The organism is Phytohabitans rumicis (assembly GCF_011764445.1).
Classification (GTDB): domain Bacteria; phylum Actinomycetota; class Actinomycetes; order Mycobacteriales; family Micromonosporaceae; genus Phytohabitans; species Phytohabitans rumicis.
This window is the reverse complement of record NZ_BLPG01000001.1, coordinates 7,175,207-7,195,966: the sequence shown is the minus strand read 5'-3', so window position 1 is coordinate 7,195,966 and position 20,760 is coordinate 7,175,207. Positions and strand designations below refer to the sequence as shown.

Genomic DNA, 20,760 nt, shown 5'->3' with positions numbered 1-20,760 from the left:
GCTTCACAGCCCGCCACTGCCGTTCCTGTTCCAGCGTCGGTGGGGATTGAACACCATCGCGATCACGCACACCCGGGTCAAGGACCTCCTCGACGAGCTCGTCGCCGCAGCCGCAATCACCAACCCGGACGGCACCCCGGCCGCCTTCAGCCCACACGACTTCCGGCGCTTTCTTCGCCACCGAAGCGGTCGCATCCGGCCTGCCCGTGCACATCGCCGCAAAGATCCTAGGCCACGACTCGATCGCTACGACCCAGACCTACGTCGCCGTCTACGACCAGGACGTCATCGGCCATCACCGCGCGTTCATCGCGCGCCGGCGCAAGCTGCGCCCGAGCGAGGAGTACCGCGAACCCACCGACAGCGAATGGGACGAGTTTCTCGGGCACTTCGCCAAACGCAAAATTGAACTCGGCACCTGCAGGCGCGCCTACGGCACCAGCTGCCAGCACGAATTCTCCTGCATCCGCTGCCCGATGCTGCGCCCGGACCCTGCCCAACAACAGCGCCTCGAAGCCATCATCGCCAGCCTCCGCGAACGCATCACCGAAGCACACGAACGTAGCTGGCTCGGTGAGGTCGAGGGGCTACAGACCAGTCTGGCCGCGGCCGAACAGAAGCTCGTCCACATGCGACGGACAGCCGTCAACCTCGGCCTTCCCGTCATGCCCAAAAAGAAACAAGGGCTGGTTCGCCGACGGCGTCCCTTCAGTGACTCTCCGTGTTCGCTAGGCCATCGACGTGGGCAGCGCCAGCCGTGACCTAGCTCGCTGACCCTGACCCCCAACAACTGTCCGGCCAACTCCACAGGCGTCGCCCTGATCCGGCGCCGCCACAGCTGGTCTGCCCATAGCACGTCACGCCCGACGGCGTTCCGGTTCGGCACCACACCCGGGACGCCGTCAGGCGCCCGGGTCCACATACCCGGAAGGAGCACCACCCCATGTCCAGCACCGCACAGGCAAGCGACGTCAACGCGGCGTTCGCCGCCGAACGCGCCGACCAGATCCAAGCCGCTGCCGCCAGGCAGGCTGACTTCGACGCCCGCGTCGCCAACGGCAAGCTCATCCCACTCGGCAACGGCCGGTTCCGGGTCAACGACCCCGGCAGCTGGGACAACGGCGAAGTCCTGATCCAGCAACAGGATGGACAGATCCTGCCGCAGCACGGCCTGGACACCAGCCGCGGCCACGTCGCCCTCTACAGCAGCGTGCCCGCCTGGCACCAGCTAGGCAACGTCGTGCCCGGCGGCACCACCGACGTCGAGGACGTCCTCAAGCTCGGCGGCATCGACTTCGACGTGGCCCGCCGACCAGTCGAGTTCCGCAACAGCCTCAACGGCCCGCACCGCGTACTGGCGGAGCACTTCGTCACCGTCCGCGAAGACACCGGCGCCGGACTCGGCGTCGTCGGAACCAAGTACGAAGTGCTGCAAAACCACGACGCATTCGCATTCCTGCAAGACCTCGTCGACCGTCACGACGTCATCTGGGAGTCCGCCGGCGCGGTCCGCGACGGGCGGCGAGTGTTCATCTGCATGCGCCTGCCCCACACCGTCACCATCGACGCGGCAGGCGTGGCCGATCAGATAGTCCCGTTCATCGTGGCACTCAACAGCCACGACGGCTCCAGCCTGTTCCACGTGGTCGTCACCCCATGGCGGCCCGTATGCCGCAACACCGAACGGTTCGCGCTACGCGACGCCGTCACCCGCTGGGGCGTGCGGCACACCCGCAACGCCCGCGACCGGATCGACGAAGCCCGCCGCACGCTCGGCCTCTCCGTCACATACTTCGACCAGTTCGCCGCCGAGGAAGAGGCCCTGGCCCGCACCGACCTGGCGTTGGCTGAATTCCGTCGCGTCGTTGACGACCTGTGGCAACCACCGGCCGACGACACCTCCACCCGCGCCAAGAACAGCCACCGGCGACGGACCGACGAACTGGTCGACCTCTACACCACCAACGCCGCACAGCTGGGGAACACGGCCTACGCCGCCGAACGCGCGCTCACCGAGTACGCCGACTGGAAGCAGGTAGTCCGTCCGACGGGGTCGCTGCGCGGCAACAACCTGGCCGCTCGCGCCACCGCCGTACTGGAAGGCAGCAACGACGACCTCAAGAGCCGCGCCCACCGGCGACTGCTCACCCTGGTCCGTCGCTAAGGAGAACCATGCGAACGCTCTGCATTAGGCACGGCGATACGGCCGTGCCCCCGCCCTTGATCTCCCGACGACCACCAGCCTGGCCAACAGACCCGCCCACGCGGTGCAGAAAAGAACTTGCGCACATCCGCTGCGGGCACCTCGACGACGCCTCCGGCCAGGACCTGCACCGTGGCCGGTTCGAGACCGAGGCGGAAAATGTCGCGCACATCGTGCTGCGAGCCGTGGGGTTGGACAGCGCGGCCTACAGCGACGCCTACGTGTTCGGCTGGGCCGACGGCAACCTCGACCTGATCAAGCAAAGCGCCGAAACGGTCCTGCGCGTGGCCAGGCACATCCTGACCGACCTGACCCCACCCGACGAACTGGATCCGACCGCCGACCACACGGCCGGCGACCCGGCCGACCCGGACCTGACCGCGGCCGCTACCGCCAGCCCGGGAGATCTCACTGCGGAGGTGGCCTGATGGACGAATTCCACGACGAACGGACCGCGCGGGCCACGCTCGGCTGGCTATGTGAACCGGGCAACCCGTTCGTGCAGCAGTTCCTGCCCGCACACGGCGCGGCCGAGACGGTAGACATGCTGTCCTCCGGGCAGGTGCCGCTCGCGGTCCGGGCCGGGCTGCGGAACCTGACCCAATCCCGGCTGTGGGCCAACGCAAGGGCCGTGCTCGCCGACGCGCAGCGCGCCGGCTGGAAGGTGCTCATCCCACAGGACGAGGACTGGCCGGCCGGCCTCCCCGACTTGAACGGTTGGCAGCCAGTGTGCCTGTGGGCGCACGGGCCCGGCCGCATCCCGCAGCCCGCGACGTCAGTCAGCATCGTCGGGTCGCGGGCCGCCACCAGCTACGGCCTAAACGTGGCCTCCGATCTCGCCTTCCAACTCGTCGACCGGCAGTGGACGGTGGTGTCCACGCCGGCGCTCGGCGTCGACGGCGCTGCAATGCGCGCCGCCCTCGCCGCCGGCACAAGCACCGGTAATGGCGGTGCCGTCGCGGTCCTGCCGCACGGCCTGGACCAGATCCACCCGCCCCAACACCGAAACCTGCTCAGCCAGCTCGCCGACCAGGGTTTGCTGCTGAGCGCCTGGCCCGCCGGAGCCCAACCAACCCGGGAACGGGTCAAAACCAACCTGGCCATGCTGGCGGCGCTGTCCGCCGGCACCGTCGTGGTCGAAGCATCCTGGCGCAGCCACGCGTTAGGCGTGGCCCGGCATGCCCTCACGGCGGGCCGGGTCGGCATGGTCGTGCCCGGCCCGATCACGTCGGCGACTTCTGCCGGCTGCCACGAACTGCTACGTACGCAGCCGCAGACTCGCCTGGTCACGGGCGTCGACGACGTTGTCGCCGACCTGCGCCGCATCCCCTGGCCAAGCAGCAGCCCGCCGGTGGGAGGCTCCGATGACACGGACGCCTGACATCCCGGTCCATCTGGGCGGATTGCCTTGCTCGGGCGGACTGGTGGTGCCCCGGATCACCCCGATCACGCGCACCGGCGTGCCGCTGTTCGGCAAGATCTCCGAGCTGGCGCAGTACCGCTTCCTGCACAGCCGCACCTGCCAGGTCTGCGGGCAACCGCTCGGCCCGCGGGCCGTGCTGTTCGCCCGGAGCTCTGACTTCGCCTACCAGTGCACCGCCGAGCCGGCGGTATGCCCACCCTGCGCCGCTTACAGCGCCCGGGCCTGCCCGATGCTGGCCGGGCGCCGCGACCGGCACCGGGCAAGCGAACACCCGGCCCTGGCCGGCATCCCGGTCAGCGCCGACCAACAGTTGCGGATGGGAGCACCGGCCGAGGACTGGTACGCGGTCTGGATCCGGGACTACGAGGTCATCGCCCACCCCGCGCAGCCCAACACCGTCGCCGCCTCATGGTGGCGGATCCCGCCGCTGCGCATCCGGCGGCTGCCGATCGCCGCCTAAGGCCACCGTCAGGGCGCGTCGACCTCGTTGCGGCGCGTTCCCTTTTCACCTGAACCCGGTTCCAACCGGCCCATGCCCGGCCCGCCGGAGGTGCGAGCGTCCGTCCGGCCGGGCCACGGTCCCTCAATCCACGGAGGGCTTGGCGACCGCCAAGCCCCCGGTGCCCACACGTTTTACCCTTCCGGGGCTGCGAAGCAGGCCAGCATGACCCGGCTGCGGCGCACCGCACTGTCACCGTTGGCCGCCGCGGTGGACGCCGGCGTCGTGACTGCGCGCGGGGCCGCGAACGTTCTGCGGCTGGTCTGGACCATCGAGGACATCGACGGCCGAGACCAGCCCAACCGCGACGACTCGGTGAAGCGGTCGCCCTGCACACCGGTCGGGCTGCCTCTGACACCGCCTTCATAGGCACACCTCATTTCTGGCCGTTGCCCGGCCAGTTGCGCGCTGTCCGCGCGCACCCCGGGCGCGGCCGGTCGGCCGTGCCCGGGTTCCCCGTCTGCTGAAAGGGAACCGATGAAATCTGATCTGCGGATCGCCGTGGTGGGCGGTTCGATCACCGGACCGGTCACCGCGTTGCTTCTGCTTCGCGGCGGCTTCGACCACGTCACCGTGTACGAGCAGATGCCACCAACCCGACAGTCGGGTGGTGGCCTGATCAGCCTGGAACATTCGTCGCTGGACATCCTGGACCGGCTCGGAGTCGACCAGGGCGAACTGGTCACGTATCCATCCGAACGTCTGGTGCAGATGAGCGTGCGGAACCGGGTTCCCGATAGGGCCGTCACCCGCGTCTACCCGGGCCGGCACACCACATGGACCCAGCTGCACCACGCCCTGACCAGTCGGCTACCGGACGGGACCGTCCACACCGGACATCGTGTAGTCGGGTTGAGCGAGGACTGCGGATTCCCGCTGCTGCACTTCGCCGCCGGCCAAAACGCCTGCGCGGATCTGGTGGTCTTCGCCGACGGCCGTGCCTCCCTCGGCCGGCGCATCCTGGACCCAGACCGACGGCTCCGGTACGCCGGCTACGTCGCCCACCGCGGCATGGCGCCGCCGCACGCACCGCAGCAGTACGACTTCCTGCGCCTGGAACCATGCCCGGGCGCGCAGCTCAACATCGCACCGGTCCCGGGCGGGCTGGACTGGACGTTCTATCTGAACGCCACCAGCAGCCGGTACGCCCAGTACTTCGGCGCCGATCCAGACCAGCGGCCGTTCGTTGTCCCGGACCAGGTCAGCGATCTGGCCCGCGTCGACATCGACGCCCACGCACAAGCGCTGCTGCCCGTGCAGTACGCGGCCATCGTGCAGGCCACCACGATCCGGATGGCGGTGCCGGTCGCCGATATCGACGTACCGGGGCAGATGGTGTGGCCGGTCGGTGACGGCCACGCGGTCCTGCTCGGCGACGCCCTGGCGCCGGTGCGCCCGCACACGGCCCGCGGCGCGAACAACGGTATCGAGCAGGCCGCCGGCTTGTGTGCGGTGTTGCACCAGCACCGCAAGTACGGCGCGGACCTCGGCGGCGCTCTGCACGGGTGGCAACGCCGGCATCTGCCGACGGCGCAGGCCGCTGTCCGGCTCGGCCCGGCGATCGGCGCCAAGTTGGGTCTGGGCACAGCGGCGAACCACCTCGTAGGGGTGGCGTGATGACGCCGGAAGGCGACCGGGCCGGTTGCGAGTTGCTGCTGGTCGCGTTGCACGCGGCGGTGCCGCTGCACATCGCACGGATCCGCCGGTGGACCCCGACGCAGCGCAACGCGGCGGCCCGCCACGCGGTCGGCGTGATCGCCGCCCACGGCGACGACCTGCTGTTCAGCGGCCGGCATACCGCCGCCGCGTTCAACGCCCTGGCCCGCGCTCTGGCGCTGATGGCCGACCTACCCGGCGGCGTCACCTTCGCCGGCCAGCACTGGTGCACCCGAGCCCACGCCGGCTGCCCGAACCGGCCGCGCCGCTGAAGCGGTGGCTCACAGGACGACCACCACGGCGCACCCAGTCGCGCCTGCGCATCTACATTCCTCTGTCCACAATAGCTGCCGGACGACGTCGCTGTGCGGCCGGTAGCTGACGGCCGTAGCCGTCATGCGTGCGGTCATCTCGGCCGCCCGAGCGCAGAACGACGCCGACGTCCCCCAAGACACGACACCTGCATTGTGGGCGCCAACGACCGTGGCGGACTGCCGCTGAACGTCGGCGATCCCGCACCTGCATTTTGGCGGCCCATGAGGCCGAGCCGAACCATTCACAGCCCGGGGACGGGCCACCAATGCCTGACAGCTATGGCCCGCCCCGGTGCTCCTGTATGGAAGGAGCACGTTCATGTCTACCGGCTTCACCCCTGATCCGCCACGCCGCCTGCTCCGCGTGGGCAGCGTCATCGGATCCGCCGCAGCGGCGGCGACCACCACGATGGCCCTCGAACATTTCGTGCACACCACCGCGGCCGCCACGTTCCTCGGCGTGTTCGCCGCCGCCACGGCCACGTTGCTGGTGTGTCAGCACGGCGAGCGGCGGCGGGCCAGCGCGGTCTGGGCTGCCGCGCACCGCGACCCGTTGACCGGCCTGCCCACCCGCGCCGTCGTCGAACAGGCCCTCAACGCCGCCACCGGTGCTGCCGTCACGATCGCGTTGGCGGACGCCGACGACCTCAAAGTCGTCAACGAGGTGGCCGGCCATGCCGCCGGGATGCCTACCTGCACGGCATCGCCGCCCGCCTCGCAGCCGCCACCCCATCGACTGCCCTGCTCGCCCGGCTCGGCGGCGACGAGTTCGTCATCCTCGCCCCGACACCGGCCCGAACGAGCTGGCCGCCGCCATCACCGCCACCCTCGCCGAACCGGGCATACCGATCGGCGAACTGCTACCCCAGGCCAGCGTCGGTGTCGCCGCCGGCAGCGGCGACGCCCGCTACACCCTGGCTCAGGCCGACGCCGCTCTGCACACCGCCAAGCGGTCCGGTCACCCGGTGCTGGTCTACGCACCCGAACGGGACGGCATCCCGAACCGTGACGGCAGCCGCCCCCCGCTGCGCCGCCGCGACCAGCGGTCCGGCACCGACCCCTTGGCCTCGACGCCGGCCACCGCCGCCGTGCAGGCCGGGCTGGTCTGCTCCGAGACTGACATGGCCACCATCCTGCGCGCCGTGCGGACCGCCCACGACTGGTGGGCCCTGGTCCTGGAAGCCACCAGCACCGGCACCGGCGCGCAGCCGCCCACCCCGACTGCGCAGACAGCCCAGGAGCACATGGCCCAGTACGCCGACCTGGCCGCCCGCATCGCCCCCATCCTCAACCCGGACCGGCAATGAGCAGCGACCGCGGCCGCACATCCGGCCGGGAACCCGTCGCTTCGGGCGTCGCCCGTGACAGCACCCGTACGCGACGGGCCATACTCCGGCAGCTGGGGCGGCTGGTCGAGCCTACGCAGCGGCTGCGCACCTACACCGCGTTCGCGTTCTGGACCCTGGCCGGCGGCCGGGCCCGCCGCCCGGTGGATCCGGCCGTGTTCACCGCGACGCAACGGCTGGTGTTTCTCGCCGCCGCCCACCACGCCGACTGCGCACCCGGGAAACCGGTCACCGCTGCCGACGTGGCCGTACTAGCCGCCATCCCGCACGACGCCGCCGCGGCCTCGCTGCGCCGGCTCGCCCGCTTCGGCTGGCTGCGCACCCGGCCAGAGCCGGGCTGCTACGCCATGCCGGCCGCCGCTGTCGCGTTCGTCGCGACCGGGGCCCTCGATGACCCGCTGCTGTTCGGCGAGCCGCTCATCGAGGTCCTCTTCGAATCCGGTCCAGAGCAGCCCAGCTGACCACGAACGGCTGCTGTCGACGCCGTCCGTTGCTGGGCGGTGCCGCAAGCCGATGCGTCCTTGTTGGCGGTCCCCGAACCGGACACCGGCATGCCCACCCCATCGTCCGAAAGGAGCTCATCCGTGAGCAACCACGAAAACCCCATCACACATCAGCCTCCCCCACCGCGTCGCATTCGCGTCGTAGCTACCTCACCAGCCGACCTGCTCGCCCTCGTCCCCTACCTGCTGGGTTTCCACCCTCACCAGTCCCTGGTGGCGCTCGGCTTCACCGACGACGAACTGGTCGTCGCCACCCGCGGGGACTTGCCCACACAAGACGACCCGGCCAACGCGGTCGACCTTCTGATCGGGCAGATGACCAGGCTGGTCACCAACAGCAGATGCACCACCGTGCACCTGTTCGGCTACGGATCACCGGACCTGGTCGAGCCGGTGCTGCGGGCCGCCGCCGATGGCTTTGCCGACGCTGGGTTGGAGGTCATCGACCTGGTGCGGGTCACCAGCGACCGGTACTTCTCCCTCCGGTCACCCGGCCCGGACGAAGGCGTGCCGTTCGAGGTCGGCAGCAACATCCTGGCCGCCTACGCCATCGCAGCCGGACAGGTCGCCTTCCCCGACCGCGACAGCCTGGCCCGCACCATCGAAGCCGTCGATGGACCGGAACAGCAGGCGATGACCCGCGCCACCATCGCCGCGGCCGAACGCCTCAACATGCTGATCGCCACCGACGGCACCGCCGCCGCGATACGCGCCGGCAAGCACGCCGTCACCGAGGCGTTCGACCGATACGCCGCAGGTGGCCGGCTCGACGACAACGAGATGGGCTGGCTCACCGTCCAGCTCATCAACCCCGAGGTACGCGAACACGCCTGGCTGCTCACCGATGACCGGTCCTGGCACGAGCAGCTGTGGCGCGATACGACACGTCGCGCCCTGCTGGACCTGGTCGCCCACGCCGCCGCCCTGCTTGCGTTCACAGCGTGGCGGCGCGGCGACGGCGTCCTGGCCAACCTCGCTGCCCGACGCGCCCTCGACGCCGATCCCGGCAACCGGTTGGCCACGCTCATCGACCAGGTGCTCGCCGCCGGGCTCTCCCCGGCCACGCTCATCTGGCCGCCGGACCAGCCACCGGCCGACGACACGCCGGACACCAGCGACCTTCCCGACCGGGCCGAGCCCAGCTAGCTCGCGGCACCACTGTCCACGAAGGACAGGCGATAAGGCGTGCCGTCGGCGACGCCGGCGGCCCAGACGTACGAGGAAAGGAAGCCCGATGGGCAAGCACGAAGTACCCGAGACCAAGCGGTCGTTGTCCCGGCGCGCGGCACAGCGCGCGCTGCACCCAGCAACCCACGTCATCACCCTCATCACCTTGCACGTCGTAGCGCTCGGGATCCTCGGAGTCGCGGAAAAGCTGCCTCTGCTCACCACGTTGCTGCACTAACCGTACCGACGGGCACGCCGCGCGCCCCGAGCATCGGCCGGCTACACGGCCCACCGGGCTCACCCGTCTGACCCGCGACAGACAACGGCCGGGCGAAACGCCCGACGATGCCCGATCTATCTCCACTTCACCACCTGATGGCCGTCGCCCGGCCACCAGCCGCGCCGGCACCGCTGCGGCGCCGCCCGGGCACGGCCGAATCGGCCGTGCCCGGGCCACTCTGCCTCACCACCGTCTGGACACATTCGACGTCCTGCGCGCGCTTACCGGGAGCGATCCCGCCAGCGCCCCGCTTCTACCGCGCCCCAGCAGAAGGGACCGACCATGCTTGTCTACAACGAACACTCCAACGACATCGGCGACTGGTGTCCCCACTCCGGGCAGCCGGCGCCACCCAACGCTGGCGACGAGGACGGCTGCCCGGCACTGTGCCACGCCAGCCGCATCGTCGACGACCCGGAACCCGCGCACGCGATCACGAGGGAGCTCGAGCCCGGATCAGCGACGCCCGCCCTGGGCGAGCTCACCTACCTCATCTCGCCCAGCTATGTGAAGTCGTGGACGGCGGTACGCGCCATCGCGGAGCTCATCGCCAACGCGCTCGACGAAGACCCGCACCCACACGTCGCCTGGGCCGATGGGGTACTGACCATCGCCGACCACGGTCCCGGAATCCCCGAGGAAGGACTCATCCTCGGCGAATCGGACAAGACCGAGCGGCAGATCGGGCAGTTCGGCGAAGGCAAGAAGGTCGCCTGCCTGGTCCTGGCCCGCAGCCCCGGCATCGGAGCGATACGGATCGACACCGTCGGCTACCAACTCGTCCCCTCTGTCCAGCGTGGACGGCTGCTCGACGGCCGGCTCCCGTCCCGCACGCAGCAGGGCGCGGAAAAGCTCGTCTACCGGGTGTACGGCAACACCCGCGCCCGGGGCACCACGGTCACCATCGAATGCCCACGCGACCTCGCTACCGAGGCCACCGGCCGGTTCCGGGCCTTGACCGAGCCGGACTACACCCCACCCGCAGAACCGGGGGCCTGCGTGCTGACCGGGGAACCCGGCCGGGTCTGGATCGGTGGCGTGCTCGTCAACACCGTGCCCGGCCTGATCGCCTCCTACGACCTGCCACTGACGAACAAGGACATGCAGAACCGGGACCGGACCGTCATCGACGCGGGCAGCCTACGCGGCGCGGTCCGCGGCATCCTCGCCGCCTGCCAGGACGCCACGGTGATCGACCGGTTCGCCCGACATGTGCTGGACGGGCACGGCCTGCGCGAACCGGAAGAGTTCTTCGCCGACGTCACCGGTCCCCGGGTACGGGCCGCGTGGCGGACCTGGGCCCGCACCCACCTGCCGGACAAGGCCTTCTACGCCGGTGCCGGCCACGAAGAAGCCGCCCTCGACCTGCGCGACAAAGGCTTCACCGAAGTCACCGCCCGCGGGTTGCCCGCCCACCGGCAGCGGGCCTTCATGGACCTGCTCGGTGTCGAAATCGCCCGAACGAGCCGACAACGTCACTACGAGAAGACCCGGGGCAAGACCACCTGGGTCGCCGACCGTGACCTCACCCCCGACCAACGCACCCTGTTGCAGCAGTCGCGGCAGCTGGTCCGGGCAGCGATTGGCGCGTTCGCTTTGGACCGGGTCCGGGTGTACTCGGCCAGCGAGGAATCCCCGTGCTCGCACGGGTTCTATTCCCCGCGCAACGGCGACGTGGCCATCCACGTCGACGCCCTCGCCGACCGCCACCAGACGCTGACCACACTGATCCACGAAGCCGCCCACCGGGTCGGGCACCGCGGCGGCGGCCGCTGGGCACCCATCCTCGACTACGGGGACCGCTCACGCGGATTCGAGAACCTGCTCAGCGAGTTCGCCGGGCTCCTGCTCAGCTACCTCGCCGACGCCGGCAGACTCCCAGACCTGGCCGAGCCACCAGCCGCGACCTCCCGCGAGGATCGTCGCGCCGTCGCAGACGCCGCCGCCCCGGTCAGTCGCCGGGACCTAGCCCACCTGTTGCGCGACCGGCTCCCGCACGCCCTATCCGACAAGGGATTCACCAGCGAAAAGGATCTCATCGACGCCACCGCCGTGCACCCCGACGTCTGGCGCACCCTGACCAGACCACGGCCGGCCGGCTACCGACGCAGGTGGGGCGCCGGCGGGCGGGCCTGGGACTACGACAAGGTCGCCCTGCTCGCCGAAGCCGCCGGGGTCGCCGCACCGGTCGTCTGGCTCGGCTACAACCTGTGCGAAGGACCCATCTACGGCCGCCAACGCCAACACTGGAACCGGCCCGGCCCCTGGACCAAGAAGATGCGCGAGGCGACCATGCGTGCCTGCGCCGACCTGCAAACGCTCGGCGGCGCCTACGCCGCACAGATCCCGGCCCTGCACGCCCTGATCAACGGGCAGACCGGCGCTGTCCTTGGCGACGACAGCTGGCAGGAACCGGCCCGCGTCCTGATCGCTCTGGAACGCCAGCGACTGCGCCTCGACGCCGGCACGGCCTAACGATCTGCGTCCTCGGATGCTCGTGCTGCGGTCAGTATTTTGATGCTCCGGCCATTCCCGCCGGGTCCAGGTCCCGCGCCCGTCAACGGTGTTCGCCCTCGCAAGGCTGCGTAGGTCCACCGTTGACGGGCGCGGGTCTGTGATGCCGGGTGTGGCAGGGCGGCCCAGCCCTGAAGCGGCCACCCACCCCTTTTTTGTCTACCCTCGTCCCATATGAGTGCTTTTGGAGTGCTGAGGTTGGTGGGAGAGATCGCCGGCCATGGTTGGTTTCGCGGCCGGGCAGGAGGTTTCAGGGATGCGGCTTGTCGGAGCGTGGCATGTCACCGGGGCGCGACCGTGGTCCGCGGGCGGCCACGTCGCGGCATAGTTGTGTGGCCAGCGCGGCTGTTTCCTCGGCCGGTTCCTGGCCGGTGTCCAGCAGGGCACGCGACAGCCGGCTGAACCGGGCCCGGATGGCGTCGATGTCTGCGGCGGCGGCGTGCGCGCGCATCGCGGCGACCGCCAGGTCCTCGTTGATCGGGTCAAGGTCTGCCGCGGTCTGCAGGTAGCCGGCGGCCTGCTCTGGGTGGTCCGGGCCGACCAGTTCGGCGAGTTGGGTATGTGCGGTGACGCCGTGGCGGCGGCTGACCTCCACCTCGACGTTGGCCCACTCGTAGGTGCCGTCCTCGTCGTACAGCAGACCGCCGAACGCGGCCACGGCCCGCTCGAGCGCAGCCTGTCGAGCCGGGGTGTCGGCGGCGGTGCTCGCCTCGGCGACCGCGTCGCCTACCCGCCACCAGTCGACGTCGACCAGGTCGGGGGCCAAGATGTACCGGCCGCCCGGGTTGAGCACGAACTCCGGCCCGACGGGCTTCTTCCCACCGCGCGGCCTACGTGCCGCCGCGGCGTCTGGCTCAGCCTGCTGCGCGGTGATGCGCGCGCCGGAGCGCAGGCTGGCCCGCAGGTTGGCCACGTCGGTGGCGAGGCGTTCCTTGGCCCGGCTCATCGGGGCGTCCGGCCACAACGCTTCTTTGATGTCGTCGATGGCCGCCCCGCCGCGGTGCGCGGCGAGGTAGAGCAGCAGTTCGGCCGCTTTGCGGCGCAGCCCGGCGACAGCGGTGCCATCCGGTTTGAGGATGGCCACGCGTCCGAGGACCCGCACCCGGGCCGGGACGACGGCACCGGCCGGCACGTCGGGGCGGCGGCCGGAACTGTCGGGCGGCGGGGGTGAGCCGGCGTTCGACGGATCGGTGGTTTGGTCCTGATCGCCGGTGTCTGGGGCGTCGTTGGCAGCGGCGGGGTCATCGAGGTCGCCGCGCGGCTGGTCGGTGGTACCGGCCTGGCCCTGCGGCGCTTGTGCCGCTGCGGGTGCCGGCGGGGCCGGCGTTCCAGAGCCGCCGATGGCCGCAGACGTCGGTGGGTATACGGCGGCGGCCGGCTCGGGTGGCTCGCCGGTATGTGCCTCGCGCAGCACGGCGACGCCGTCCATCGTGGCTCTCTGGTCCAGGGTGGACAGGCGCTGTCCGTCGCCGCCGGTGGTGCTGCCGTCCGGCTCGACGTGCACGGTGGTCCCGGCGGGCCAGTCGCCGAGCAGGACCGCGCCGATGCTCATGCCGTGGGACAGTTCCAGAACGCCCGACAGGCGGTGGCGTTTGGCCGGCTCGGGTGTGTCCGCGATCAGCAGCATGGGTGGCAACGGTTCGTGGTCGGGGAACCGGGTGTGTAGTTCGGTCAGGTCTTGCGCGTCGTGCTGGTCCAGGATCCAGGCGCGGTCCAGGTTCTCCCGGTGCAGATGGGTGACCGCCTCGCTCAGGCCGGGGGTGACGATCAGCCGTGGGATCGATCCGACCAGGTCTACGACGGCGTGCCCGCCGACCAGGTCGGCCAGCACACTGGCCGGCACCACCACGGTGGCCTCGGCGTCCGGGTCGAACGCGTGCCCAGCCGACAGGGTCGCCACGAGCATCGCGCGGGCGGCCCCCGCGGCACCGGGCCCGGTCAGACCCAATCCGCCCGCGGGAAGCGGCCCCCAGCCAGCCAGTTCCGGTCCGTGCGGGCCGGGCTCGGGCAGCGGTGGTTTAGGATCCATCTGGGCGTACTCGCGCACGGTGGGGCCAGGGTTCGGCGGCTCCAGCAGGTGCGGGGCCTGACGGCGGACTTCGCGGCGCAGCCGAGTGACCGTGGCCGGCAGCGGTTGCAGGGTGGGATCGGTTGCTGGATCCGGCGCGGTGCGTGGGTTGTAGCGGTGCCGGCGACGTAACCACACCACGGCCGCGGCGGCGGCAAGCGCGGCAGCGAGCCCGATGGTGACCCAGCCGTTCCGGATCGCGACGCCGGTGTCGTCGCTGGAACTGTGCTGCGGGCGTTCGGCCGCTGTCGATGGCTCCGCCGGGCTGGCGGTGGTCTGGTCGGACGGCGGCGAAGTGGCCGGCGGTTGGTGGGGTTCGACGACGCCGTCGGGCTCCTGCCGGTCCCCGGGCTGGCTTGGCGCCGCTGACGTGGGCGGCGGTGGAGGCGTCGTGCGCGGTGCCGGTGGTGGTTTCGGATGGGTGGGCGCGGCCGGTTGAGCGCCGGCGGGTGGGTGGGCGTCGTCGGGCAGGGTCAGTATCCAGGTTGGTTCGATGTGGTGGCCGCCGCGCATTCGGCCGTGCCGGTCGTAGCGGGCCTTGTTGAGGTCGTAGATCTCCACCCATCGGTGCGGGTTTCCCAGCCACACCTGCGCGATCTCCCACAGAGTATCTCCACGTTGGACGGTGGCGGTGTACTGGCGACCCGCGGTCGCGACAGTGATCGGCCCGTCGGCGGCGACCACGGCGAACCGGGGCAAGTCCTGCACGCCGGCTGTGGCCGGGCGTGCCTTGCTCGGCGCGGCCGGGCCGGCAGGCAGGCTGGTGCGAGCCGCCGTACCGGTCGGTACTTCAGACCAGGTCGCCATCGGCTGCGGGGCGGCAAACGACGCATGGGATGTTGTCACGGCCGTGGCCGAGACCACGGCACCGGGCGTGGCGGCCGCCGCCGTGAAGGTGGCGCCGGGACCGGCGGCGAGGCCGGCGACAAGCATGGCCGCGAGGGCCTGCATCGGGGAGATCAGCCGCAGGCGCCGGCTGGCCCGGCCTCGGCGCGCCGCCTGCACCTCCACCGCGAGGGCGCGGCAGAACGCCGCCCACACCAGCCACAGCGCGACCGCCAGCACCTTGACCACGGCGGCGTCGTCGAAGTCCCGGGCCAGCAGCGCCGCGACGTCTGCCACGCTGCCCGGAAGCCGGTCGGGCAGGGGCCAGCCGACGAAGTACGCCAGGCCGGCCGGCACACCGGCGACCACGACGAGCACCGCGACGGCGCTGGCCGACCGCACCACGAGCCGGCCGATCCAGTGCATCAGCACCATCGACACCTCCCCTCGCCTCGGTGGCATCTGGTCAGGCCGGCTCTACCGGCGTGGCGGTGGCTGACGCGGTCGACGTCACCGTCACCGTGGGATGGCCGAAGGTGCGCAGGGCGGGCGTGGCTTGCCTGCTGGTGACGGTCACGGTAATCGTGGCGGCGGTGACCCCGTCGACGCTGCCGGTCGCACCGGCCGCGGCAAGGAACTGCAAGGCGGCTTGCGCCGCCCGAGCCGGGTCCAGGCGTAATTGCCCGGTGGCCCGGTAGGCGGCGAGGTCGATCTGTTGCGCGCCGGCCCGGGCAGCGGACTGGGCCAGGCTGTAGCCCTGGGACCGGGCGGCCAGCACGCTCCCGCCTCCGATGATCGCCGCGGCAAACATCAGTCCAATGAGGACGATGTAGAGGATTTGGATGGTAGCCGCGCCGTGGTCGTCCGGCCGCCAACGCAGTCGCATCGCGGCGGGGTCGGGGACCGCACGGCGGCGCCGGTCACACATTCCGGCCTCCCGGCTGCGGTCGCACCAGGTGGATCGGCACACCGCGAAAGACGTCTACCGGACTGGCGGCCGTCGCGGTGAAGGCCATCGTGCCTGGCAAACCCAAGCCAGTGAGCCGCCGGACGGCAGCGATGCACTCCACGGTGACCGTAACCAGTCCACCGCGGCGGAACCCGCTCGTGTCGACCTGCACGGACAGGGTCGTACAGCGGCCGGCGAGATTGCTCTGGGCGGCGTCGTTGGCCGCGGCCCGTGCCGTGGCGGCGTCCCGCGACTGCGACGCCGCCCGAGCGGCGGCCGCCGCGGCGGTATTGACGTCCAGGTTGGTGCGGGCCATCACGATGGAGCCGGCGATCAGAAGCCCGGCCAGCACCAGCATCGGCAGGCCGATCGCGAACTCGACCGCGACCGCGCCGCGGTCGCCGCGTGTCCGAGCGGCCGGGTGTGGCCTACCCGGTGTGCGCGGGCTGCCGTTGCTGCCTCGACTCATCGCGGCACGACGCTTTCGGTCGGGGCGTGAACGGTCACGGTGATCGGAAGCGGCAGCCCATGGGCGGTCCCGGCGATGGTGACCGTCGTAGTCCACGGCCCCCGCTGGATGTGGACGGTTGGGTCGTCCAGGAACCGGCCGCCGAGTTGGGCCAGCAGGTCGTGGGCGTCAGCGTTTCCCGCGGCCTCGCTGCCGTCGACGACGCGGGCGGTTTGTGCGGCGTGGTCGGCCGCCGCCTGCGCGGCCAGCCAGCCCACGCCCCAGACGAATGCCTGTCCGAACAGCAGCACCAGACCGATCAGGATGGGAAAGCCGACCGCGAGCTCGACCGCGGTGGAGCCACGGTCGCCCCGTCCTGACCGGCGACGCGGTCGTGCCGTCGCACGCCGACCGTCGATATGCCGTGCTGGCAATTTTGTCCCTCCTGTCCTGCTGGAATGCCGGCGGACCGCTTTGCTGTCCCTGGTGCGGGGTTACTTGAGCACCCAGCCCTGGACGACACCGGCGACGCCTGACTTGTAGGAGGCGTACAGGCCGATGATCACGCCGGCGCCGGCGGCGATGCCGATCGCGTACTCCACGGCGTGGCTGCCCCGGTCTGGTTCCCGCCTCGCCTGCGCGATGCGTCCCTGGATGGCGGTGTTCAGTCGGGCCACGACGGCCCTGATCACGGTGCGCATTGTCGATCTCCTCTCGCCGAATTTCATGATCATCTTTTATGGTTGGAGTGCTGCCATCGCTGGGTAGACGAGGAACAGCAGGAACACGCTGGTCAACGCCATCAGCGGGATGGACATGCGTTCGGTGGCGGCTTCGGCTTGGGCTTCCAGTTCGGCGGCCAGCCGCTGCGACAGGGCCTGGCCGCGGGCGGTGAGCGCCTCGCGGATCCGGGTGCCCTCGTCGGAGGCCAGTTGCAGGGTGCCGGCCAGCTGCTCCAGTTCGATGACGCCGGTGTCCTGGCCGAGCTGGCCAAGGGCCTGCCAGATCGGCTGGCGGGTCAGCCGCGCCGTGGCGAGGGTGCGTCGGATCCGGCGGGCGGCCCAGCCGGAGGCGATCTCGGAGGTATCGGTGAGGGCTTGCTCGATGCCGGCGCCGGCGGCCAAGGCGGGTGGGACGATGTCCAGCAGCGCGGCCAGGGTGTGGCGGATCAGCCGGCGCCGCTGTTCGGCCTCCTCGTGGACGGATACCTCGCTGAGCAGGTAACCGCCGGCGGCAACGACTAGACCGAGCCATATCGGGACGCTCCAACCGATCCCCGCACCCATCAGGTTGACCACGGCGACGGTCGCCGTGGGTGCGAGCAGGCCGAGCCCGGCCAGGCCGAGTTGGCCGGCCAGAAACGCGTGTGGGTCGCGGTCGAGGACCGCCAGGTCGCGGAGGGTCTGCGGGCGGGGCAGCCCGGCCCGGGTCAACGGGGCGGTCAGGCTTCGCCGAAAGCGTTGTCGACCCGTCGAGGGTTGTAGGGGTGGTCCATGCAGCGCCGCAAGGGTCTGGGCCAGGGTGGTGCGGGCCGGTGCGAGCGCGGCGACCAGCGCGGCGACGGCGGCGCCGAGGCCAGCGCCGATCACGATGAGTGCGTTCACCGGTCGCCCCTTGGGTTGCTGCCGGGTTGTCGAGGTTTGTCAGGATTCTGGGCAGGTCGGGTACCCGGCCGGTGCGGACCAGCCAGAGCAGGCAGCCGGCGAACATGGCGCCGATCACGGCCAGGATCAGTTGGCCGGCGGGGCTGCCGTAGGGGGCCAGGAAGTCGTGGGCGAACAGCGTCAGCCCGGCAGCGCAGCCCAGCACGACGGCGATGATGATGCGGGTGGCGGTGCGGGTTCGGGCCCGGCCGGTCGCGATCCGCAGCCGCGCCGCCGCGTGCTGACGGGCCGCGCGTCCGACCCCGGCCAGGCTGGCCGCGATGTCCCTGGCCTGGTGTTGCGAGGCTTGCAGCAGCACGTTGGTGACCAGGTCCGCGGTCGGGTCGGCCATCGACGTCGCGAACTGACGTAACGCGTCCGGGAGCTTGATCCCGGCCCGCGGCGCGGCCGCCAGCGCCATCAGCTCGGCACGGATCTGCGCTGGGGCGACCTGCGCGGTCTGCACGATGGCTTGTTCCAGCCCGGCGGCCGAACGCAGCGTGCCGGCCAGGTCTTCAGCCCAGGCGGCGATCGCCTCGACCCGGGCCAGCATCTGCCGGTGCGCGCGGTCCGGTCCCAGCACGGCGGGCAGCGACCACGCGGCCAGGCCGGCCAGGATCGCCGCGACCGGCCACCGGGTGGCCGCCCCCACGACCGCCGCGACCGTGAGGACGCCGGCTACCCGAACCATGGAGCCTTTGGCCGGCATGCCACGGCTCGCGCGTCGGGTTGGCCGCGCCGGTGGTCGCAGGCCGAAGGCCAGCAGTACGACGGCGCCGCCGATCCCGGCGCCGAACAGGGCGAACAAGGCGACCATGGTCACCAGCCCTGCAGCAGGTCGGGGTTGAACCCCGCGGCGGCCAGCTCGTCCAGCGTGGCGGCCCGCAGCGGTGCCCCCGGCAGGGCGCGGCGGTCGGCGCCGGGCGTGAAGACTTCGTTGGAGATGACCTCGGTGCCCTGCGCGCCGACCACTTCTCGGATCGAGGAGACCACCCGTACCCCGTCGGCGGACCAGGCCAGGTGCACGACGAAGTGCACGGCGGCGCCGATCAGCGGCGCGGTCGCTTCGAACGGCAGCCGCTGCTCACTTTGTGCGGCGTACGTCATCAGCTTGGTGAACGCCTGCTTCGACGTGGAGGTGTGGATCGTGGCCATGCTGCCGTCGTTGCCCTGGGACATGCAGTTCAGGACCGGCACCACCTCGCCGCCGCGGGCCTCGCCGAGGATGACCCGGTCCGGTGACATCCGCAGCCCCCACCGCACCAGCTCGGCCAGGTCGACCCCACCTTCGCCCTCCACGTTCGGCTCCCGCGCCTGCATCGCCACACAGTCCGGGTGAGCCGGATCCAAATCGAGGGCGAGCTCGTCGGTGTCCTCGATGGTCACCAACCGCTCCGACGAGGGGATCGCTTTCGCGCAGGCGCGCAGGAACGTGGTCTTCCCGGTGGCCGGACCACCGCAGATGATGATGTTCTTTCGGGCGCGGACCATCGCCGCCAGCAGGTCCCGCAGCACCCGGTCCATCACCCCGTACCGTGCGGCCAGTTGGTCCAGGTCGACGTCGAGCAGGGTGTGGCGGCGGATCGACACCGACGGCTCCCGCGACAGCAAGGTCGCGAACAGCCGGGACCCGTCCGGCAATCTCACGGAGACCCGGGGCACCCCCGGTCGAACCGGCGCTCGTCCGCCCCGGCGCGGGCCGCGATGGACCGCACCAGGTCGACCAGCTCGTCCCGGGACGCGAACAGCGGCGGCACCCGCTCCTTTCGACCGTCGGCGTAGGTGACCCAGACCACCGGACCGTTGAGGAAGAGGTTCGTCACCGCCTGGTCGGCCAGCCACGGCTCCAGCGGACCCAGGCCGGAGAACGCGTCCCGCAGCGCGGCGGCGACCTGCGCCTCGACCGGCGGGTCAAGAGGCATCTGCCCGACTGCGAGCCGCGCCGCCGCGTGCGCGTTCAGCGCCTTCCCGACCAGCTCGTGCACCAGCCGGTCCCGGTCCGGACCGGACAGCAGCGGATCGGCCGCGGCCAACCCGTCCGAGACCTGGCGGCGTAGCTGATCGATTGCGTCCTGATGCGGCGACCGCCGCCACCCATCGACGAGCACACCCGGCGGCCTGGTCATCGCGGTGCCCGCACCGGCTCGGCGTGGGGTTGCGGGGCGTGCAGGACCGGGGAGACCGCCGGCGGCAGCAGCGGCGTGCCCAGGGCAGGCGCCGGTTCGGTCGCTGCCAACGCCTCGGCGATGCGGGCGACAGCCCGACCCCATGCCAGCCGCCGCCAGTTCGGCACCTGCAGTTGCCCGGCCAACGCGGGCGCACCCCACCGGCTGTGCGGCACAGCGCCGATGACCGAAACCCCCAGAGCCCGGGTGATCTGCCCGGTCGGCACCCGGCCGGATCCGGCGGGGACCAGCCACAACCGGCCCGCCAGGCGCGGCAGCAGCCACGGCAGCCGCGCCCCGACCTGGTTCAGCTCCGCCAGTTCCGGGCGGGCCAGCAGCAACACCTGGTCGGCCGCACCGGCCAACGCAAGATTCGGACCGCCCGGCTCGAGGCGGCCGAGGTCCAGCACCACTGTCGACGACCCGGCCGCCCGCCGCAGTATGCCCGTTCCGCGGTCGGCCAGCATGCGCACCGAGGCCGCGGCGCCGTCACCCGGTGGGGCCAATACCGCGTCCACGCCCACCGGCAGCCGTTGCAGGTGTGCGCGCAGATCCTGCCCCGCCGCCGGGTGCACGGTGGCGGCGGCCAGCCCCGCCAACCCAGGGCTGGGGTGATGCCCGAACCGGGCCCACAGGTCCCCGCCGGCCGGGTCACCCTCGACCAGCACCGCGCCCGGCCGTGGCCACAGCGCCGCCAGACCCACGGCCAGGGTGGTCACCCCGGGCGCGCCTTTCACCGACGCGACCGCGACCAACA

23 protein-coding genes are annotated in these 20,760 nt (G+C 71.4%); 13 read left to right on the top strand and 10 right to left on the bottom strand.

Going from position 1 to position 20,760, the window contains the following annotated elements:
* Positions 1–206: 206 nt before the first annotated feature.
* From Prum_RS48885 to Prum_RS32790, 8 genes are all read left to right on the top strand, one after another.
* Complete coding sequence (locus tag Prum_RS48885; protein WP_178132671.1) at positions 207–761, top strand: integrase; 555 nt, start codon at positions 207–209, stop codon at positions 759–761.
* A 182-nt stretch (positions 762–943) separates the two neighbouring features.
* A complete protein-coding gene (locus Prum_RS32820; RefSeq protein ID WP_173079975.1) occupies positions 944–2,164 on the top strand; it encodes a DUF932 domain-containing protein in 1,221 nt (406 codons plus the stop codon).
* A 44-nt stretch (positions 2,165–2,208) separates the two neighbouring features.
* Complete coding sequence (locus Prum_RS32815; protein WP_173079974.1) at positions 2,209–2,631, top strand: hypothetical protein; 423 nt, start codon at positions 2,209–2,211, stop codon at positions 2,629–2,631.
* Positions 2,631–3,584 (top strand): DNA-processing protein DprA, encoded by a 954-nt coding sequence (locus Prum_RS32810; RefSeq protein ID WP_173079973.1) that lies wholly within the window; start codon positions 2,631–2,633, stop codon positions 3,582–3,584. The genes Prum_RS32815 and Prum_RS32810 overlap by 1 nt, the downstream gene beginning before the upstream one ends.
* Positions 3,568–4,086: a hypothetical protein gene (locus Prum_RS32805; RefSeq protein WP_173079972.1), complete on the top strand. Its 519-nt coding sequence runs from the start codon at positions 3,568–3,570 to the stop codon at positions 4,084–4,086. The genes Prum_RS32810 and Prum_RS32805 overlap by 17 nt, the downstream gene beginning before the upstream one ends.
* A gap of 204 nt (positions 4,087–4,290) precedes the next feature.
* Complete coding sequence (locus Prum_RS32800; RefSeq protein WP_173079971.1) at positions 4,291–4,494, top strand: magnesium chelatase subunit ChlI family protein; 204 nt, start codon at positions 4,291–4,293, stop codon at positions 4,492–4,494.
* A gap of 108 nt (positions 4,495–4,602) precedes the next feature.
* Positions 4,603–5,742, top strand: a complete 1,140-nt coding sequence (locus Prum_RS32795; RefSeq protein ID WP_173079970.1) for a Rossmann-fold NAD(P)-binding domain-containing protein — start codon at positions 4,603–4,605, stop codon at positions 5,740–5,742.
* Complete coding sequence (locus Prum_RS32790; RefSeq protein ID WP_173079969.1) at positions 5,742–6,053, top strand: hypothetical protein; 312 nt, start codon at positions 5,742–5,744, stop codon at positions 6,051–6,053. The genes Prum_RS32795 and Prum_RS32790 overlap by 1 nt, the downstream gene beginning before the upstream one ends.
* A 319-nt stretch (positions 6,054–6,372) precedes the next feature.
* On the opposite strand, the gene Prum_RS32785 is transcribed toward Prum_RS32790, so the two are convergent.
* A complete protein-coding gene (locus Prum_RS32785) occupies positions 6,373–6,771 on the bottom strand; it encodes a hypothetical protein (protein WP_173079968.1) in 399 nt (132 codons plus the stop codon).
* Here Prum_RS32785 and Prum_RS32780 point away from each other — a divergent pair.
* The 5 genes from Prum_RS32780 to Prum_RS32760 all read left to right on the top strand — a co-directional run bounded on the left by Prum_RS32780 (position 6,770) and on the right by Prum_RS32760 (position 11,866).
* Positions 6,770–7,402, top strand: coding sequence for a hypothetical protein (locus Prum_RS32780; RefSeq protein WP_173079967.1), 633 nt, complete (start codon positions 6,770–6,772; stop codon positions 7,400–7,402). The genes Prum_RS32785 and Prum_RS32780 overlap by 2 nt on opposite strands.
* Complete coding sequence (locus tag Prum_RS32775) at positions 7,399–7,902, top strand: hypothetical protein (RefSeq protein WP_173079966.1); 504 nt, start codon at positions 7,399–7,401, stop codon at positions 7,900–7,902. Before Prum_RS32780 ends, Prum_RS32775 begins: the two co-directional genes overlap by 4 nt.
* 123 nt (positions 7,903–8,025) lie before the next feature.
* Positions 8,026–9,090: a DUF4192 domain-containing protein gene (locus Prum_RS32770; RefSeq protein ID WP_173079965.1), complete on the top strand. Its 1,065-nt coding sequence runs from the start codon at positions 8,026–8,028 to the stop codon at positions 9,088–9,090.
* Positions 9,091–9,178: 88 nt separating this feature from the next.
* Positions 9,179–9,349: a hypothetical protein gene (locus Prum_RS32765; protein WP_173079964.1), complete on the top strand. Its 171-nt coding sequence runs from the start codon at positions 9,179–9,181 to the stop codon at positions 9,347–9,349.
* A 324-nt stretch (positions 9,350–9,673) separates the two neighbouring features.
* Entirely contained in the window at positions 9,674–11,866 is a 2,193-nt protein-coding gene (locus Prum_RS32760; RefSeq protein WP_173079963.1) for an ATP-binding protein, read from the top strand.
* 289 nt (positions 11,867–12,155) lie between these two features.
* Here Prum_RS32760 and Prum_RS32755 read toward each other — a convergent pair whose 3' ends face one another.
* The 9 genes from Prum_RS32755 to Prum_RS49870 form a co-directional block, all read right to left on the bottom strand.
* Positions 12,156–15,233: an AfsR/SARP family transcriptional regulator gene (locus tag Prum_RS32755; protein ID WP_173079962.1), complete on the bottom strand. Its 3,078-nt coding sequence runs from the start codon at positions 15,231–15,233 to the stop codon at positions 12,156–12,158.
* Positions 15,234–15,264: 31 nt separating this feature from the next.
* Positions 15,265–15,684 (bottom strand): hypothetical protein, encoded by a 420-nt coding sequence (locus tag Prum_RS32750; protein WP_173079961.1) that lies wholly within the window; start codon positions 15,682–15,684, stop codon positions 15,265–15,267.
* Positions 15,685–15,718: 34 nt separating this feature from the next.
* A complete protein-coding gene (locus Prum_RS32745) occupies positions 15,719–16,216 on the bottom strand; it encodes a TadE/TadG family type IV pilus assembly protein (protein ID WP_173079960.1) in 498 nt (165 codons plus the stop codon).
* On the bottom strand, positions 16,213–16,506 hold the full coding sequence (locus Prum_RS32740; RefSeq protein ID WP_173079959.1) for a TadE family protein: 294 nt from the start codon (positions 16,504–16,506) through the stop codon (positions 16,213–16,215). Before Prum_RS32740 ends, Prum_RS32745 begins: the two co-directional genes overlap by 4 nt.
* 183 nt (positions 16,507–16,689) lie before the next feature.
* On the bottom strand, positions 16,690–16,896 hold the full coding sequence (locus Prum_RS32735) for a hypothetical protein (protein WP_173079958.1): 207 nt from the start codon (positions 16,894–16,896) through the stop codon (positions 16,690–16,692).
* Positions 16,897–16,932: 36 nt separating this feature from the next.
* Positions 16,933–17,799 carry a type II secretion system F family protein gene (locus tag Prum_RS32730; protein ID WP_173079957.1) on the bottom strand — a complete coding sequence of 289 codons (867 nt, stop codon included), beginning with the start codon at positions 17,797–17,799 and terminating at the stop codon, positions 16,933–16,935.
* Between the two features lie 858 nt (positions 17,800–18,657).
* Entirely contained in the window at positions 18,658–19,485 is an 828-nt protein-coding gene (locus Prum_RS54620) for a TadA family conjugal transfer-associated ATPase (protein WP_308785394.1), read from the bottom strand.
* Positions 19,482–19,964: a hypothetical protein gene (locus Prum_RS54615; RefSeq protein ID WP_308785393.1), complete on the bottom strand. Its 483-nt coding sequence runs from the start codon at positions 19,962–19,964 to the stop codon at positions 19,482–19,484. Before Prum_RS54615 ends, Prum_RS54620 begins: the two co-directional genes overlap by 4 nt.
* A complete protein-coding gene (locus Prum_RS49870) occupies positions 19,961–20,722 on the bottom strand; it encodes a MinD/ParA family ATP-binding protein (RefSeq protein WP_218577435.1) in 762 nt (253 codons plus the stop codon). Before Prum_RS49870 ends, Prum_RS54615 begins: the two co-directional genes overlap by 4 nt.
* Between the last annotated feature and the right edge of the window lie 38 nt (positions 20,723–20,760).